Source organism: Vibrio intestinalis (genome assembly GCF_025195085.2).
GTDB lineage: Bacteria > Pseudomonadota > Gammaproteobacteria > Enterobacterales > Vibrionaceae > Vibrio > Vibrio intestinalis.
In genome coordinates, this window is record NZ_JANAVY020000003.1 from 97,124 (window position 1) to 114,177 (window position 17,054).

Annotated in this window: 8 protein-coding genes and 3 tRNA genes; 5 read left to right on the forward strand and 6 right to left on the reverse strand. The window is 47.0% G+C overall.

Annotated features, from left to right (window positions below):
• Positions 1-27: 27 nt before the first annotated feature.
• The 4 genes from recD to MU515_RS06895 all read right to left on the reverse strand — a co-directional run bounded on the left by recD (position 28) and on the right by MU515_RS06895 (position 10,547).
• Positions 28-2,142, reverse strand: a complete 2,115-nt coding sequence (gene recD, locus MU515_RS06880) for an exodeoxyribonuclease V subunit alpha (protein WP_260259692.1) — start codon at positions 2,140-2,142, stop codon at positions 28-30.
• A complete protein-coding gene (gene recB / locus MU515_RS06885) occupies positions 2,139-5,780 on the reverse strand; it encodes an exodeoxyribonuclease V subunit beta (RefSeq protein WP_432816136.1) in 3,642 nt (1,213 codons plus the stop codon). The genes recD and recB overlap by 4 nt, the downstream gene beginning before the upstream one ends.
• A 247-nt stretch (positions 5,781-6,027) precedes the next feature.
• A complete protein-coding gene (recC, locus tag MU515_RS06890; protein WP_260259693.1) occupies positions 6,028-9,489 on the reverse strand; it encodes an exodeoxyribonuclease V subunit gamma in 3,462 nt (1,153 codons plus the stop codon).
• A gap of 65 nt (positions 9,490-9,554) precedes the next feature.
• Entirely contained in the window at positions 9,555-10,547 is a 993-nt protein-coding gene (locus tag MU515_RS06895; protein ID WP_260259694.1) for a TDT family transporter, read from the reverse strand.
• A gap of 120 nt (positions 10,548-10,667) precedes the next feature.
• Here MU515_RS06895 and MU515_RS06900 point away from each other — a divergent pair, with 120 nt between their 5' ends.
• Both MU515_RS06900 and MU515_RS06905 read left to right on the forward strand, forming a co-directional pair.
• Entirely contained in the window at positions 10,668-11,570 is a 903-nt protein-coding gene (locus tag MU515_RS06900) for a LysR substrate-binding domain-containing protein (protein ID WP_260259695.1), read from the forward strand.
• Between the two features lie 121 nt (positions 11,571-11,691).
• On the forward strand, positions 11,692-11,988 hold the full coding sequence (locus tag MU515_RS06905; RefSeq protein WP_260259696.1) for a YebG family protein: 297 nt from the start codon (positions 11,692-11,694) through the stop codon (positions 11,986-11,988).
• Positions 11,989-12,085: 97 nt separating this feature from the next.
• On the opposite strand, the gene vexH is transcribed toward MU515_RS06905, so the two are convergent.
• Together vexH and MU515_RS06915 are read right to left on the reverse strand one after the other, a co-directional pair.
• Entirely contained in the window at positions 12,086-15,208 is a 3,123-nt protein-coding gene (vexH, locus tag MU515_RS06910; protein ID WP_260259697.1) for a vibriobactin export RND transporter permease subunit VexH, read from the reverse strand.
• On the reverse strand, positions 15,208-16,269 hold the full coding sequence (locus MU515_RS06915; RefSeq protein ID WP_260259698.1) for an efflux RND transporter periplasmic adaptor subunit: 1,062 nt from the start codon (positions 16,267-16,269) through the stop codon (positions 15,208-15,210). Before MU515_RS06915 ends, vexH begins: the two co-directional genes overlap by 1 nt.
• Before the next feature lie 270 nt (positions 16,270-16,539).
• Here MU515_RS06915 and MU515_RS06920 point away from each other — a divergent pair.
• The 3 genes from MU515_RS06920 to MU515_RS06930 all read left to right on the forward strand — a co-directional run bounded on the left by MU515_RS06920 (position 16,540) and on the right by MU515_RS06930 (position 16,994).
• Positions 16,540-16,624 (forward strand) — tRNA-Tyr (locus MU515_RS06920).
• Positions 16,625-16,725: 101 nt separating this feature from the next.
• Positions 16,726-16,810: transfer RNA gene (locus MU515_RS06925), tRNA-Tyr, on the forward strand.
• Between the two features lie 99 nt (positions 16,811-16,909).
• Positions 16,910-16,994 (forward strand) — tRNA-Tyr (locus MU515_RS06930).
• Positions 16,995-17,054: the final 60 nt, after the last annotated feature.

A 17,054-nucleotide genomic window follows, 5' to 3' on the forward strand; every position in this document is an offset into this window, starting at 1 on the left:
TTGCTTTGCTGTAACCATGGATGGTTTTTAACCCTTTAACCTCTCTGCTAAGCCACTCGCCCTTTCAGTCGTTACTCTTATTCCACGCTTAATCACATCGATTTGACCATACAAAGCCAAACGCTTTTTCGCTCGCGTAATACCGGTATAAATCAGCTCACGGGTTAGAATTGGACTGAAATCTTTTGGTAGAAGCATCAAGGTAAAATCAAATTCGCTGCCCTGCGATTTATGTATCGTCATCGCATAAGCGGTTTCATGCTCAGGCACTCGGCTCGGTAACACTGACTTTACGCTACCATCGGGTAGCTCGAAGAAGACTTTAAGGCGTGGCTGCGATTCAGACTCATCCAAAATACACAATCCGATATCACCGTTGTACAGCCCTAGCGCATGATCGTTACGAGTCACCATCACAGGTCTGCCGTGATACCAAAGCTCATCTTGAGTATGAATTAAGTTACGTGCAGCGAGCGCTCTTTCAATGCGCTGATTTAATCCAGTAACGCCAAAGTCACCTTCACGAATGGCGCACAGCAAACGACAACGACCAAATGCATCTAAACCCGCTTTCGCCATTTGGGTCACCGACTCCACCTGATCCGTCTCTGGTTGTCGCTGCGGCTTAGCAATTCGGTCAAGGTAACCTTTATATTCAGTCACCATCGTTTGAATCAGCTGGTTATAGTGCTGAGTATCTAATGGGTAGTGGTCAATATCCTCAAAACCACGCTGCCATACTTGGTCAACTTTATGCGCAGAACCGGCATTGATCGCTTTTGCCAATTGGCCAATGCCCGAGCGAGCATCAAAGCGATAACTCTTTTGCAGCATACACAAACCATCGCCCACGCTGCTGCCTTTTCCGCTTTGCTGCTCTAGCGTCTGGTAGCCAGTTAACTGAGCAATCAGCTTACCTTGAGGTTGGCTGTAGCCATCTTGATGGAACGAGCAGATATCACCTAATACGGCACCCGCCTCTACTGAGGCCAACTGATCTTTATCGCCAAGAAGAATCAAACGCGCATGTGTTGGCAGCGCATCGACCAATTTGAACATCATAGGCAAATCGACCATAGACGCTTCATCCACCACTAAGATATCCAAGTGCAGAGGGTTATCTTTGTTGTGTCTAAACTCTGCGCTGTTTGGCAGTGCGCCCAATAAACGGTGTAAGGTGCTTGATTCAGTTGGAATCGCGGCTTTCAGCTCAGGGCTCACAGGTAAAGCGTCAACCGCTTTACCAATTGATTCGGTTAAACGCGCCGCCGCTTTGCCGGTAGGAGCAACCAGCTTGATGGTCGGCACATTCATTAATGGCGTTGCACTCGATTGTGAAGATTGCTCAATCAAAGCTGCAAGCAGTTTTGTTACCGTGGTCGTTTTACCTGTCCCAGGGCCACCAGAGATCACCGCAAAGCGTTTGGTTAGCGCTATCGCCGCCGCGACCTTTTGCCAGTTCACACATGCGGCTAATGGCACTAACTCATCTAAAGGCTGTAATTGCTCTGAGCGAGTAGCACTGAGTAGCACTTGATCAATCGCATTCCAATCGAGTTGACTGTCGTTGACCACATCAAGGTGATCGCACACCATCTGCTGACGCTGAACTTGGTTGGTCGCCTCAAGACCAATACTGGCAAAGGCTGAGAACAAATAGTGATAACTACGCGCGAATAGATGGTCAAGCAATTGAGAAAGCTTTTGGACATCAGTAGGCTTTAGGATCATGGGTGTCCCAAAGCTATTCAAACGCGCCGCCAAACTCACTTCATAATGCCAGTAACGATGCAGATAAAGCCTTTGCCCATCAAATACCAACGGCAGGCTATTGGCCTCACTGTTAGCCACAAGCGCTGAACTCTTGAGTAATTGAGGCCAATCAATCGCCAGCAAGGCTTGGTTGAGTTGCAGCGCCGCCTCTCCGTACAAGCCAAGCTTGGCGGCTAAATCGACACTTTGTCCTTGTTCATCTGTTATCGGTAAGCAAATGTGCCCTTTGCCGAGCTCACTACTGACCACTCCGGCAATAAAAGCCAACTCGAGCTGTTGGGATTGAGAAAGAATAAAGCGTGCAAACTGGTAATCTAATTGACGAATAGAGCCCTTAATGGCTAATCGCTTCAGTGTTTCTAGCATCATAGTCCTAACTCCATTTGCCCTTGTTGATTATCACGGTTTTCAATCTCCTGACCATCAATCAAACGGTCTAACTCATCAAGCATCGCTAGGCTCGGTTTGGCTGAGAATATGCCATGACCACTTTCGCCATCCATACCCCGTAAGAACAGATAATAAACGCCGCCAAAGTGTTGCTGATAATCATAATTTGCTACGCGGCTGCGCAAAAATCGGTGAAGCGCTAGGGCATAAATTTGATATTGCAGATCGTAACGATGCCCTGCCATGGCTTGATTTAACGCCTCGCCATGATAGTCACTAACATCATCGCCAAGGTGGTTTGATTTCCAGTCCAGTACGTAGTATTTGCCTTGATGTTCAAAAACTAAATCGATGAAGCCTTTCAACATGCCTTGCACGGTATGAAAACCAAGATCGCCCGCTTTGGCAGACAAAGGATCATGGCGCTGCACAATACGGTTCAATGCCGTGGCATTAAGCACTTCAATCGGCAACAAGAACTCAAGCTCAACCAAGCGTTGCGCAGGTTGCTTTTGATTAAGCACTAACTGCTTACCATCCAATGGCGTCGCCAATACGGTGTCCACCAGTTGTTGTAGTACTGGTAACCATTCCGCTTCTAGCTGCTCGCTTTCCATCAATTCTTCAATGATGGCTTGGTTACTTGGATCGGTCGCCGGCAGAGTAAACTCCACTTCTTCAAACAAGGTATGTAAGAAAGTACCGGGACGCGCGCCACGCGGGAAATTAAAAATCGAACGTTCAGGCTCTTCAAGCTGCTGTTCATCATGCTCATCTGAAGAATCCACATCCAAACGCAGTAACTCGCTAGAGGCATCATGACCATGAGAGCCTTGCTTCACCAAGCCTGAGTAACTGGTCAAACGCCAGTTGCGATCAATCTCTTGCTGCAATTCACGTGCGTTTAGTGACTCAGTCACCTCTTGGCTTGCTTGGTATGGCGTTTCTGGAGTGTCGGGCAGAGCGACTTCAACCACACAGGTTAGATTTTCAGTTTGCTTGGTAATCGCATTGGCGAGATCAGCGATCCCCCCTTCTTGGCCATTTTGTAGCAAGTACCCCATAGCGCTCTTATGAGCACCTGTCGGCTCTTTGGTTGAACGTCCATCTCTTAGTGGCGCAGCGCCAATGAAACAACCATATACGGCGCGAGTCAGTGCCACATAAATCAGACGTAGGTCTTCTGCTAAACGCTCTTTGTCTGCAAGCTTTAACGCTTCTTCATCATCGGTAATATCAAGAATGGTTTGATCTTGTTCAGCATCGTAATACTTGGCTTCGCTAGCTTGTCGATAGCTCATCACAAATGGCAAAAAGACCAAGTCATATTCCAAACCTTTGGACTTATGAATGGTGACTATTTGCACCAAATTACGCTCAGATTCCAAACGTTGGATCTGGTCATCACTACCACCTAGGCCATTTTCAGCATCACTAATAGCTTGAGCTAGCCAACGCAGTAAGCCATGATCGCTGTCTAGCTCACCACTTGCTTGTTGCAACTGTTCACCAATGTGCATCAGATCGGTAAGCGCTCGCTCACCGTTTTCTTCTTCCAATAATCGTTCAGCAACATGACGCTTACTCATCACCGCACGCAGCATTGGCAACACACCACGCTGAATCCATAACTTACGATATTCTTTGAACTCGTTAACCGCGTTTTCCCACGCAGTTTCATCGTTATTGAGCGCATCTAAACTGCCCGCATCAAGAGCAAACAGTTCAGAAGCAAGGCTTGCCCGTAATGCTCGATCATTTTCTGGCGTCAATGCCGCTTGCAGTAAACGCTGAATGTCTTGCGCAATGGTAGAGACAAACACACTATCGCGGTTAGAGAGGTAAACGCTAGCAATGCCTTGTTGGGCAAGAGCCTGCTTCACCATGCGCCCTTCTGTTCCCGTTCGCACCAATACCGCAATATCACCTGCCTCAATCGGCTTTTGCCCTTTAGCATCAGTGAATACTGCTTGTTGTTGCTGAGAAGCCGTCAAGATAGCGTGAATCTTATCCGCGCAAGCCGTCGCCATGGCATGATGGTAATCCCCTTTCGGCAAAGGTTTCTCTTCTGCCTCTTGTAACCAATAAGTCAGCGCTGGTTGCACTTCGCCATTGAGCTGCCAAGTGCGTAAATCGGCCTTAGGGCTGGCATCAACGGGTAAGAAAGGGATGTCTTGATCATAGATAAAGGCACTATCTGGCAGGTCAAACACTTGATTGACCGCTGCAACCATATCGGCACTAGAACGCCAGTTTGTCCCTAGCGTAAAGTGAGAAGAAACCTGATTTCTCGCCTTAATATAGGTAAAAATGTCTGCGCCGCGAAAACCATAAATCGCCTGTTTTGGATCACCAATCATAAACAGACCGCATTCTGGATGCGGTAAATAAATACGGCTAAAAATGCTGTATTGCAGCGGGTCTGTATCTTGAAACTCATCAATCATCGCCACTGGGTAAAGTTGGCGAATGCGCTCTGCTAAAAGGCCGTCTTGATCATTATCCATCGCAGCAGAAAGGTTGGTGAGTAAGTCATCGAACGAGAGCCATTGTTTTTGCTGCTTCGCTGCCGCAAGCATTGCTCGGCACTGCTCAATAGCATGGGCCAACATAGGCGCTTTCAAACTGACAGGCTGAGCCAGAAACGCTTCAATCGCCTCAAATACCTCATGGGTTGGCGCTTGGCCTTTTGGCGTCTTTTCGTTCAACACGTTTTGCGCGAACTTTTCCAACTTATCTGGAAACTGATAATCCACCGTTGGCGCAGCAGCCCATTGGTTAACGCTTTCTAACCATGCCGGAAGCGATTTTTTGGTATAGCTGCGTTTATTAACATCAGACTCTGAAATCAGCGCGAGGTAGTCCTCTTGGCTGTCACGCCAACATTGCTTGAGCTGATCAATAGTGTCTAAATTCGCTTGGTTTAGCTCAGCTAAAGTAGATTGCATCGCCTGAGTCGATAAGGTTAATGGCGCACCTGTTAAGTAGCCTCGTACATCCTTTAATAACGCACTTGGCGATGGCCAGATGTTTCTTACCGCACCCGCTAAATTGAGTGGTAAATGGTAAAAATTACGGCGCCAATAATCGGCCACGACTTGGGCCTTTAGATGGCTTTCATCCGTGACGAACTCGTTGTTAAAGCGACTGCCAGACTCAAAAGCATTTTGGGTAAGCATACGCTGACAAAAACCGTGAATGGTATAAACCGCGGCCTCATCCATTTGTCGCTCAGCTTGCAGCAAAATAGTGGCCGCCTGCGCATGATCGTCGATTTCTTCCAACAAAGGTTTGATGACAGGATCATCGCTCTGACCACGAGCAAAAGCGATACGTGCGTCATGAATTCTTGCGCGAATACGATCTCTAAGCTCAGCAGTGGCCGCTTCGGTAAAGGTCACCACCAAGATTTGATCAACCGTCAAAGGCGCTTGATGACGAGTATTTGGACTGCCATGACCCAAAAGCAAACGTAAATACAAACCCGCGATGGTAAAAGTTTTACCTGTACCGGCTGACGCTTCAATTAATCGAGCCCCATGCAGAGGAAAAGTCATTGTATTTAGAGCAGTAACAACTGACGAAGATGTCATATCAATCAGACCTTTATCGAACATTTATCTCCAGACCAAATGTGATCCAGTATCAGATTTTTGCGTTTATATCTATTTAGCCGCGACGATTAGTAATCGAATGAGATCCCACTCACGGAACGTCATTCAGTCAACCGCTAGTATGCGCGTCACGAGTTGAGCAAACGAAGAACGTTTGCAATCAACCAACCGAATAATGGTCCCTCTGACCAATGGCCGTACAGCGAACGCCCTACACTAATAATGATTTTCTGGCGGCCAACCACTTTCCTTACTTCTCACTATCCGCATCATGAATGTCTTGCGCCTGTAATCTTGGCGTTTGTAGCACCAACGCAGCCGTAGTGCGCACCTTCGCCGCTAACTCATCATTCCATTGTGGCCAAATGCGTGAGATATAGGCATCAGCCCCTTCAGCGGGTGGCATATTATTGAAGCCGCCATTAAAAGTCGTCTCCATTTTTTTCAGCGACTTTTCTTCATCATCCACCCATTGACCACGTGAAAAACCAGCTTCTACACAAGCCAGAGACGTTCGAGGGAAATACGCTAATGGCTCCGTCATGCCACTAAAGAACAATCGAACCAGTTCTTTCAATATCGAATGGGCCTCTTCGCGGTCGGTAATGGCTGGATAAACCAGGTGAACAACGCCATCTTTACGGTCGTAACCAATCATATGGGTACGGTTAGCATGGCCCATTGCTGCCATAGACAAGTGATCAATCCAAGCTGATAAATAGTCTTGCGCGCGAATTTTCCCGCTGCGGTATCTGACCAATCCAGATTGATAGTGGCCGGTTAACCACCCAGTGAGTGTTACGCTATGACCATCTGCAATCTCTTCAAAGTGCAGCTTAACTTCGATATCATCTTGCGCAGCAGAGCAAACAAAATTGAGCTCTTTGACCAGCTCTTCGGCTTGCACTCGGTTGGTATCAAATTCGATTTCACCAAATGCACCTACCGGTAACTTACCCTGCGCGCGTTGCAGTTCGACAAACTGCTCCACCACTTGTTGTGGCGGGCTATCCGATTGCAATAGTTGCTCAAGTAAACCATCACGCATTTGATAGCTTTCTAACCCATCCAGCACGAACGGCTCATCGTCTTGCATAATAGGCAAAGGCGGTTCAAAGGTAACTTTAAGGCGACGGTTAAAGAAGTAACGCACTGGCAATCGCCAAAAGCGTTGCAGCTCGACTAAATCTAGCTCGATAGTTGATGCCGCATCTGTCAGGTAATTAGTCAATTGGCGATTAAACTCGCCACTCTTTTGCCCTTGTCGATTCGCCGCTGGCAGCCACTCTTTAGCGTAACTCGGTTGCTTTCCAACAAAAGCAGAAGTGCTAAATGGCACCATAGAATGAGAGTGGTGCATCGCCTCCAACAGTTGCTCGCCCGAGTCATCCACCGGTAGGTGTTGCTGCCCTTGTAAGCAGTAGTTTTGATGACAATATTCCATCAATTCAGATACCAATACCGAAGGGACTCGTTCAGTATTATCTTGGATTGAACGCCCTACATAACTGATGTAAAGGTTTTGCTGCGCCGACAAAATGGCTTCTAAGAATAGGTAGCGATCATCATCTCGACGAGAACGGTCACCCGGCCTTGCGCGGCCATTCATTAGGTCAAACCCTTCCGGTGGCATTGAACGCGGATAAACACCGTCGTTCATACCTAGCAAACAGACAGCGCGAAACGGAATCGAGCGCATCGGCATCAAGGTACAGAAGTTTACTTGCCCCGCAAGAAAGCGCTGACTGACACGTGTACCAGACAGTTTGTTCTGCAGATATTGGCTAATGATGCTTGGGGATAAAGGCTGCTCAAACTGAGCATCAAACAATTGTTCTTTTAGCGCCTGCAACGTATCGCGAATCGATTTAAGCGCGACCTCACCTTCTAATTCAACGCTAAAGAAGTCATCCAGCAATAAAGTAAGCGTCTCGCGCCAGCTTTCAATCGTCTGAGTCTGAGATAATCGAGTGCGGTAATCACTAATGGTTTCAATAAAGTGAGCCAGCTTACCGGCTAGTTCCGCGCCCATCCCTTGTACTTCGTTGTATGGCGCGAGCGTTTGTGTTTGACCATCAAACAGCCCTGCAGATTGCGGCATCGCGTAACCAAGCAGCATACGCTCAATACCAAATTGCCATGTATTTTGCTCACTCGCTGGTAGGCCGAATTCAGTACTCGTGGTTGGGTTAAGTCCCCAGCGAATGCCAGCCTCTTCCACCCATAATTTCGCTTGGATAAATTCATCTTCATTGAGACCAAAGCGAGCTAAGATCGCCGGAGTTTCAAGCAGCTCTAACAGCTCGGATGCTAAGCAGCGCGTATTGGCAATGTTCACCAACTGCATAAAGGCCGCCAAGATTGGGCTTTCTTGATCTGCGGTTCGGTCAGAAATGGAGTATGGGATATAACGCTCACCGGGCGCGTTACCAAATACCGCCTGAATCGCTGGGCTGTAGGCGTTGATGTCGGCCACCATAACAATAATATCTCGTGGCTTTAGAGTTGGGTCAGCGTCGAACATTGCTAATAACTGATCGTGCAGTACTTCAACTTCACGCATTGGGCTATGGCAAGCGTGCAAGGTCAGGGATTTATCATCGGCAGCAACAGCACGTTTGTGCTGACTATCAAGCAACTTCTTGTCATCTTGATGCTCTTCTAAATTGAGGATATCCGCTTGCAGTTGATGCAATAAACTATCGCGCTCAACCTCGACAAAAGCCTCGATCTCATGGGATTCGAGTTGCGATAATAAATACATATTATCTCGACCAAGTTTGCCCATTGAGGCCAACAAACTGTTCCCCACTACATCAGTATGCAGCTCGCCTTCAAGGTTCTCTTCAACAGAGCCTTTAAGTTGTTCACTTTCACCTTCTAGCTCTGAGTGGTCATCACGCCACACCAAATGCTGGCGGTGCTTTGCGGCCAACTTGGCGAGGTACTTTCTATCTCGCACTTCCCCCCAATAATAACGACATGGGTTAGTAAACATTAGGTGGACATCGATGTGCTCACCGATAGCCTTGAGGGCATCCATATAACGTGGCGGAAGAGACGAAATACCAAACACAAATAAGCGCTTTGGCAGATTTTCAAACGTGCCTTGAAAGTTCTCTAGCGCTTCAATGAAGTGTTCATAGAGGTTGGCACGATGGTAAGGAGATTGGCCTAGAGCCAAGGTGTGATCGTACAGCGCTTGCCATAAAATGGGCTGCCAAGGGTGCTCTTGTTCTATTTCTGCAACGGTTTGTCCTGCTTCCCAACTGGCAATCCACTCAGGTCGATAAACAAGATAACCATCGAAGATATCGGCAATCTTTTCTGCCAATTGGTATAACTTAGAGCTGTCAGCATCGTCTTCTAGATAACGCTGTAGCGGAGTAAATTCCGCTTGAGGAAGCAGTGCTGGCAAGATGTCCATCAGCTTCCAAGTCATGGCTTCTTTATTAAAAGCACTGCGCTGTGGAACATCGGGCAGCACTTGAGTAAACATGTTCCATATGAAGGTTGCAGGAAGTGGAAACTCTAGGTTTGCAGCAACGCCAAACTCTTTCGCGAGAGCCATTTTTAGCCACTGAGACATGCCCGGGCTTTGCACCAAAATTTGTTCTTTTTCAAACGGGTTACTTAATGGATCGATACGAACTAACTCGACCAGTAACGATTTCAGCACATCGACTTGGTTTGAATGATAAACAGTGAACACCGGGCAGATCCTATACTCGCGATAATGAAAGCGAGATTAGCATAACTGCCCGTCGGAGTTTATCTTTAGCCGTCGCTTTTGCAGCAACTGACGCTTCTTTGTACGAGTGTGTTAAGCGGTTTATAAAAGTGCCAGTAACGTAATGAAACATACCCTACCACCAAGCTGGCAATCACCAATTCAAACAGAGCTAAACCATGCACTTGCTGCACATAATGTGAGGGCATTTGCACAGACTCCAACCACGCACTTAATTTAAACAGCGCGGTTGCTCCTATCACCATAGGGAAGGTGAAAGCCGCATAACCCGCACTAAACGGCAAACGAAGCAGCTTAGCGAATGCTAGGTATGTCACCATGGTCATCAATACCGCAATACCAAATAGCAAAGCGACAATCACAGGTGAAGGTTCAGCAGCTATCGATAGGTAACCCGCTAACGATAGGCTTGCTGGCGCGGCCATAATCGCAAAGGTTGGTTTCGCTGCATCAGGAATTTCATGGCTAAACACCAAGCGATACATCATCATCGGTAGCATCACTGCATACGCGGCAAGGCCAAACACTATCGTCGCTTGCGCCACAATTTCTAAACTCGGGTTACCTGAAAACGACACATCAGCAACGACTATGCCTACCGGAGGTACAAACCAACTTGGCAGTAAGTGATGAAGTTCAAAGCCTTGCGCGCGGTGGTAGACAAAACTAGCAAGAAACACGACATGCAGCGCCACCGCGAATAGCCACAAGCCATCGCCCAGCACACTGTTCCAATGGCCTAGGGCATTTGACACAATCATAGTGCCCATAGCGAAAGTTGGAACCACACTACCCACGACTGGGTGCGCAAGATCTTCGGCAAGCAAATGACGATGAAACAAAAATTTCACCGCTAAGATAACCAACAGTACACTCGCAATGATCGCAGCGATAGTTTGACCATAGCCATGCAAAGGGAGAGCGTTTTCCCAGCTCCAACCTAAGCTAGCAATACCTAATGCAAGGCCAGCCATTGGGGTCGGTGCACCCATTACTTTCGCTTTTGCTGTTTTAATCATCTTGCGATACTCCAATGCTCACGTCTCAATACCGCAAGTTTACGCTTGCACAATGTTTAGTTATATCTAATTATTTAGAACACTCGTTCAGACAAACTAAACATAAATGGTAGCCACAGTATGGCTTTGCACATCTCACTGAAACAGCTCAAAGTTTTTGCCACTATCAATCAGTTCGACACCTTAACCGAAGCCGCTAACGCATTGTGTTTATCCAAAGCAGCGGTCAGTATGGCACTCTCTGAGCTTGAAAAGCAGCTAGGCCACTCATTATTTGATCGAGTTAATAAAAGGCTGATTCTCAATCAAGAAGGGCAAAAGCTATTACCAATGGCTGATGAGCTACTTCATCGCGCTCAAGATATTGAGCTGTTATTTGAAGATGACCAGACATTAACAGGAAAACTTCGCATTGGCGCGAGTGATACCATAGGCAACCAAGTTGCCCCCTACATGCTTAGCCAGTTTCGCACTCAAACTGGTCACCAAGCACAGAGTTTATTCATCTCTAACTCTGCACTGATTTGCCAAAAACTGGTCGATTATGAACTCGACTTAGCGCTCATAGAAGGGAAAACTTTACACCCTGAGCTGATTTCAACCCAGTTCAGCGAAGATGAAATGTGCGTAATTTGCAGCGCTGACTCCCCTTTGGTTAATCAAACCAATGTGGCGCTGAGCGATCTTGAAAACAGCAACTGGATTTTACGTGAGGCTGGCTCTGGCTCACGTGAGTTTTTCTTACGCGCCGTCGCTCCCCGCATTGAACACTGGCAAGAAGCGTTTCAACTCAATACCACTGAAGCCATTATCAATTGTGTCTCTGCTGGGCTTGGCCTAGCTTGCCTATCACAATTGGCGGCACAACCGGCGATTAAAGATGGCCGAGTAAAAGTGCTGCCACTACCGCTGGATATGAAGCGACGCTTTTGGCTGTTAGTACATAAAGAGAAATACCAAACCCCGTTGCTCAAACACTTTATTGAGTTTTGCCATCAATGGGATAGCGATAACCCGCGATAAACCCGACCAAAGGTGGACTACTTACTCGCCACTCAGGTCGCAGAAATCAAGCTCCGCCTAGACTTAATTGGTTAAAAACTGTATAAACACCCAGTAATTAATCTTAGCTAGAGGAATAACCATGGCTGTAATCGTTAAGTACGTGGTCGAACGCAACGGAGAAGAGAAAATGACTTTTACCTCTAAAGCGGAAGCTGACGCTTATGACAAAATGCTAGATATGGCAGACGAGCTTTTCGCACTACTAGGTAAAAGTGAAATGATCGAAGATGAAGCTAAGCAAGAAGACTTAGCGATGTTCTTAGCTCAAAACAAAGAAGAAGTGCTTTACGCACTAGGTGCAAAACGCAAACCTGCACCAAAGAAAGCAAAGAAAGTTGCCGCGGTTGAAGACGCGCCACAAGAAGACGCAGCGTAACCCGCCTAGCTTCTCACCGAGAATAAAAAAACCGAGGCCATAGCCTCGGTTTTTATTTATCTCAATCTTAGTTATCTCAACCTTAGAGAAGTAAGCTTTAGTTCAACTCACCGTGAGAAGTTCGCCCTTTGTTGTCATGGCTTAGTTCGCGGTTAAGCTCAGCTTCCACATGACCCGGCGCCTGAGTGCTTGCCGAAATCAATCGGTACATTGCAGGAATAACAAACAGGGTAATCAAGGTGGCAAAGCCCATACCAAAGAAGATAACCGTACCTACTGCCACACGACTTTCATAACCCGCACCGCTCGATAGAATCAGCGGAATCGCGCCAGCCAAAGTGGTAAAGGCCGTCATCAAGATTGGACGAAGACGACGCGCAGAGGCATCAACAATCGCTTTTTCAAACTCTAAACCACGGTCACGTAACTGGTTAGCAAACTCTACAATCAAGATACCGTTTTTGGTTACCATACCGATCAACATGATCATGCCGATTTGGCTGTAGATATTGAAACCTTGGTCCATGACAAATAAGCCAAGGAAGCCACCAAAGATCCCCATGGGTACAGTGAACATCACCACGAGTGGGTTAATGAAGCTTTCAAACTGAGCCGCCAACACTAGGTAAGCCACCAGCAGCGCTAAACCAAACACCACCATTACGCTCGATTGGTTCTCTTTGTAATCTTTCGATTCGCCAGAGTAGCTGACCGAAATATCACCCGGTAGACGTTCAATCGCTTGTTGGTCTAAGTAATCCAATGCTTCACCTAAAGTGTAACCATCTGACAAGTTAGCCGTGATGGTGACCGCTTTTTGCTTGTTGTAGTGAGACAGACGAATCGAGGCTGCTACTTCTTCAATTTTGGTTACCGCATCTAAGGTTACCAGCTCACCAGACGCTGTACGCATGTAGATTTGGCTAAGATCAGACGCATTGTTGAAGCTGTTTTCATCGCCGCGTAGATACACGTCGTACTCTTCACCACGCTCAACAAAGGTTGTTTCACTCTTACCGCCAAGCATAATTTCAAGCGTATCAGAAATATCCGCCACGCTAATGCCTAACTCAGCCGCGCGCTGTTTGTCTACGGTAACCAATAATTCAGGGGTACGCTCAGAGTAGTTAATGTCCGCGCCTTCCATGTATGGCGATTGCTCAGCAAGAAGCTCTAACTCTTCTGCCCAATGCTTAAGCTCTTGGTAATCTGAACCACCTAATACAAACTGAACTGGCTCACTTGAACCGCCTCTAAAGCCCGGCATGAATGGGAATACTTTCACATCCGCCATACCACTTAATGCTTTACGAACTTGGCCTAGCGCCTGCTGCGCGGTGACATCGCGATCGTTCCAATCTTCTAAAATCATGATCACGAAGCCCGTTTGGTCTCCAGCCATACCGCCAAAAGCAGGCGACTGAATACTGAACGATTTCAAGAAGCCTTGACCCAATAACGGCATAAGGCGATCTTCAACAATCTCCATGTTTGCCGACATACGGTTGTAACTGGTTGCATCCGCACCACGTACAAACGCAAAGATCACGCCGCGGTCTTCGCTTGGTGTCAGCTGCGCTGGCACTTGTTGCATCAAACCGTAACTACCACCCAAACAAGCCATGATCACCAAAGGTGCTGCCCATTTTAGGTTTAGCGCCATTTGTAGCACTTTACGGTAGCCCCCCTCTAAACGAGAGAACAGACGGTCAACCATCAGGTTAAAGCGACTCGGTTTCACGTTCGCTTTTAAAATTTTACTGCCAAGAACAGGCGTCAATGTTAGGGCTATCAGTGAAGAGAAGATCACTGACATTGCCAGCAGTACCGAGAACTCAGTAAACAGCAGACCTACCATGCCATCCATAAAGGAGATAGGCAGGAACACCATTACCAACACAAGCGTCGTCGCGATAACAGCAAAGCCTACTTCGCGCGTTCCTTTATAAGCCGCTAGCAATGGTTTTTCACCACGTTCAATATGGTGGAAGATGTTTTCCACCACCACGATCGCATCATCCACAACCAAGCCGATAGACAAAATCAATGCCATCAGCGTGATAAGGTTGATTGAAAAGCCAAAGTAGTAAGCAGCAATAAACGATGAAATTAGCGAAACAGGTACGGTTACCGCAGGAATCAGTGTCGCACGCGCCTGACCAATGAACACATACAAGACTAAGATTACCAAGCCACCAGTGATAAACAGCGTGCTGTACACTTCTGAAATCGAGCGTTCAATGAACACGGTTGAATCATAATCTACCGCTAAGCGAGTACCATCAGGCAAGAACTGCTGAACCTTCTCAACTTCCGCATGCACAAGCTGAGCAACTTCAAGCGGGTTCGCATCAGACTGCGGAACAATGCCTAAACTAACGTTAACCACACCATCACTTTTGAAGGTCGAGTTTTCGTTTTCCGCGCCAATGTAAACTTCAGCCACTTCTTTTAAGTAAACCGGTGTATTGTCGCTTGCGCGCTTAACCACTAGGTACTCAAAATCTTGCGCTTGTTGGTAAGTACGCGCCGTTCTCACTGACATCACGATCTGATCGTTACGGACTTCACCACCTGGGCTTTCCAAGTTTTCATTACGTAAAGCTGTGGTGATGTCAGAAGTCGTCACGCCGCGCCCTGCCATTAGCTCAGGTTTTAGCTTCACGTACATAACTTTGTACAGACCACCGGAGATATCAACCGAGCTAACCCCCGTTAATAAGCTGAAACGGTCCATCAGCACGCGTTCAACGTAGTCTGTTAACTGAGTGCGATCCATCTCTGACGAGCTTAAGTTGATGTATAACGAGGCTTCACCTGAGCCATTATTTTTATACACCACAGGATCGTCCGCTTCATCAGGCAATGAGCGCTGCGCACGAGCGACTGCATCACGAACATCACTAACACCTGTGTTGAGGTCATAACCCAACTCAAAAGTAATCGTGATGCGCGACATACTGTTTCGCGTAGTGGAAGAGATTTCATCAATACCACTGATACCGGACAACTGGTCTTCAAGTACTGAGGTTATCTGGCTTTCAATGATGGTAGCGGATGCCCCTTCATAGCGAGTACTGATTGAGACAACTGGATTCTCAATGTCCGGCATTTCACGCACGGCCAATTTAGAAAAAGAAACAATACCGAAAACACACAGTAAAAGGCTTAATACTAAAGCCGCTACCGGACGTTTTACGGAAACATCAGACAACCACATTACTTGTCACCTTTCTTGTTAGGCTGCGCTGGCTGGCTACCTTGCTCAACCACTTTAGCCCCGTCACGCATGTTAACGATGCCTTGAACAACAATGCTGTCACCAATCTCTAACCCTTTGGTGATCACCACTTGGTTTTCCACACGAGCGCCAAGCAATACTTCGGTGCGTTTCGCGACCTGTTCTTCACCCACAACGTAGACGTAACGTTTAGTACCTGAGTACTCAAGCGCCTGCACAGGGATAATTGGAGCATTAATGGCTGGGAAGTCCATATTGGAAGAAACCAGCATGCCCGGTTTCAGTTTGTTCTCAGTATTAGAGAAGTGAATACGCACGCGTAGGTTGAGCGTTTCTTGGTTGATACGAGAATCAATTCCGACGACTTCACCACTAAAGATGGTCTCACCCCAAGCTTCGGTACTTGCGGTAACAACCATGCCAGTTGATAGCTTAGCTAGGTAACGCTCTGGCACTTGCAAATCTAACTGCATCACCGATAAATCATCTAAAGAGACGAGTTCGCTGCCCGCTGTGACCATTTTACCGCGACTAAAATCGATAAAGCCGACCGTTCCGGCAAATGGCGCGCTAATGTGCAGATCTTTTAGATCAGCATTGGCCGCATCAAGGCGAGCTTGTGCAATTTCAACACTGGCCTTTTGCGCATCAATTTCTGTTTGTGTGATGGCATTGCGTTTAACCAAGCGCTGAAACTCTTTCAGCTTACGTTGTTCATCCGTTAAATAGGCTTTAGCTTCTTTTACCGCAGCGCGTGCTTTGTCATCATTAAGCTTAATAAGTAGCTGACCTTGCTTAACCTGCTGATTCGCCGTCACAGCGATCTTTTCAACTTTGCCGGTTGTTTCTGGCGAGACCATTACTGATTGAGCGGCTTCGAGCTTACCGATCAAAGAAAGAGATTGGGAAACTTGGTGGGTTTGAACTTGCTCGGTAACCACAGTCACGGCTTGTGGGCCAAATGGCTTTTTGGCTAGAACCGCTGGCGAAGCAGCCATAATTGACACAGACAACAGGCTCAAAATCAGAGTTTTTTTCATGGTTATAATATCTTGCAAAATTAACTGGTTATATTGTACTCGTAAAATTCCCACAGAAACGTCAAGGAATGTAAATAGTGACGCACTGAACGTAAATTACGACGACGAAAAAGCGCTAAAAAACCTTTTTACGAGCCTCTTTGCCCAAAAAGGCACCATTCAACTCAAAATTGGCAGAAAAAGTCTTTACAGTGTTTATGAGTTTGCTATGATGCGCTCCGCACTTGAGGGATGAGTTGGGAAATCATTACTTAAGTATAAAAATACCCTGGAGGGGTTCCCGAGTGGCCAAAGGGAGCAGACTGTAAATCTGCCGGCACTGCCTTCGATGGTTCGAATCCGTCCCCCTCCACCATATTTCTTCTTATGTTTATCCTTTGAACATGGGAAACACTTGCTTGATGTGTTGGGAAATCATCATTTAAGCTATTCCGTTAAAAGAATAGAAAACACCCTGGAGGGGTTCCCGAGTGGCCAAAGGGACCTGACTGTAAATCAGATGGCACTGCCTTCGATGGTTCGAATCCGTCCCCCTCCACCATATTTCTTCTTATGTTTATCCTTTGAACATGAGAAACCTTGCTTGATGTGTTGGGAAATCATCATTTAAGCTATTCCGTTAAAGAATAGAAAACACCCTGGAGGGGTTCCCGAGTGGCCAAAGGGAGCAGACTGTAAATCTGCCGGCACTGCCTTCGATGGTTCGAATCCGTCCCCCTCCACCATATTTCTTCTTATGTTTATCCTTTGAACATGGGAAACACTTGCTTGATGTGTTGGGAAAT

Coding starts and splice junctions, on each gene's coding strand:
- MU515_RS06895 (WP_260259694.1), bottom strand. CDS start 10,547: ATGATTAAAACAGCAAAAGCGAAAGTAATGGGTGCACCGACCCCAATG.
- MU515_RS06915 (WP_260259698.1), bottom strand. CDS start 16,269: ATGAAAAAAACTCTGATTTTGAGCCTGTTGTCTGTGTCAATTATGGCT.
- vexH (WP_260259697.1), bottom strand. CDS start 15,208: ATGTGGTTGTCTGATGTTTCCGTAAAACGTCCGGTAGCGGCTTTAGTA.
- recD (WP_260259692.1), bottom strand. CDS start 2,142: ATGATGCTAGAAACACTGAAGCGATTAGCCATTAAGGGCTCTATTCGT.
- recB (WP_432816136.1), bottom strand. CDS start 5,780: ATGTTCGATAAAGGTCTGATTGATATGACATCTTCGTCAGTTGTTACT.
- MU515_RS06900 (WP_260259695.1), top strand. CDS start 10,668: ATGGCTTTGCACATCTCACTGAAACAGCTCAAAGTTTTTGCCACTATC.
- MU515_RS06905 (WP_260259696.1), top strand. CDS start 11,692: ATGGCTGTAATCGTTAAGTACGTGGTCGAACGCAACGGAGAAGAGAAA.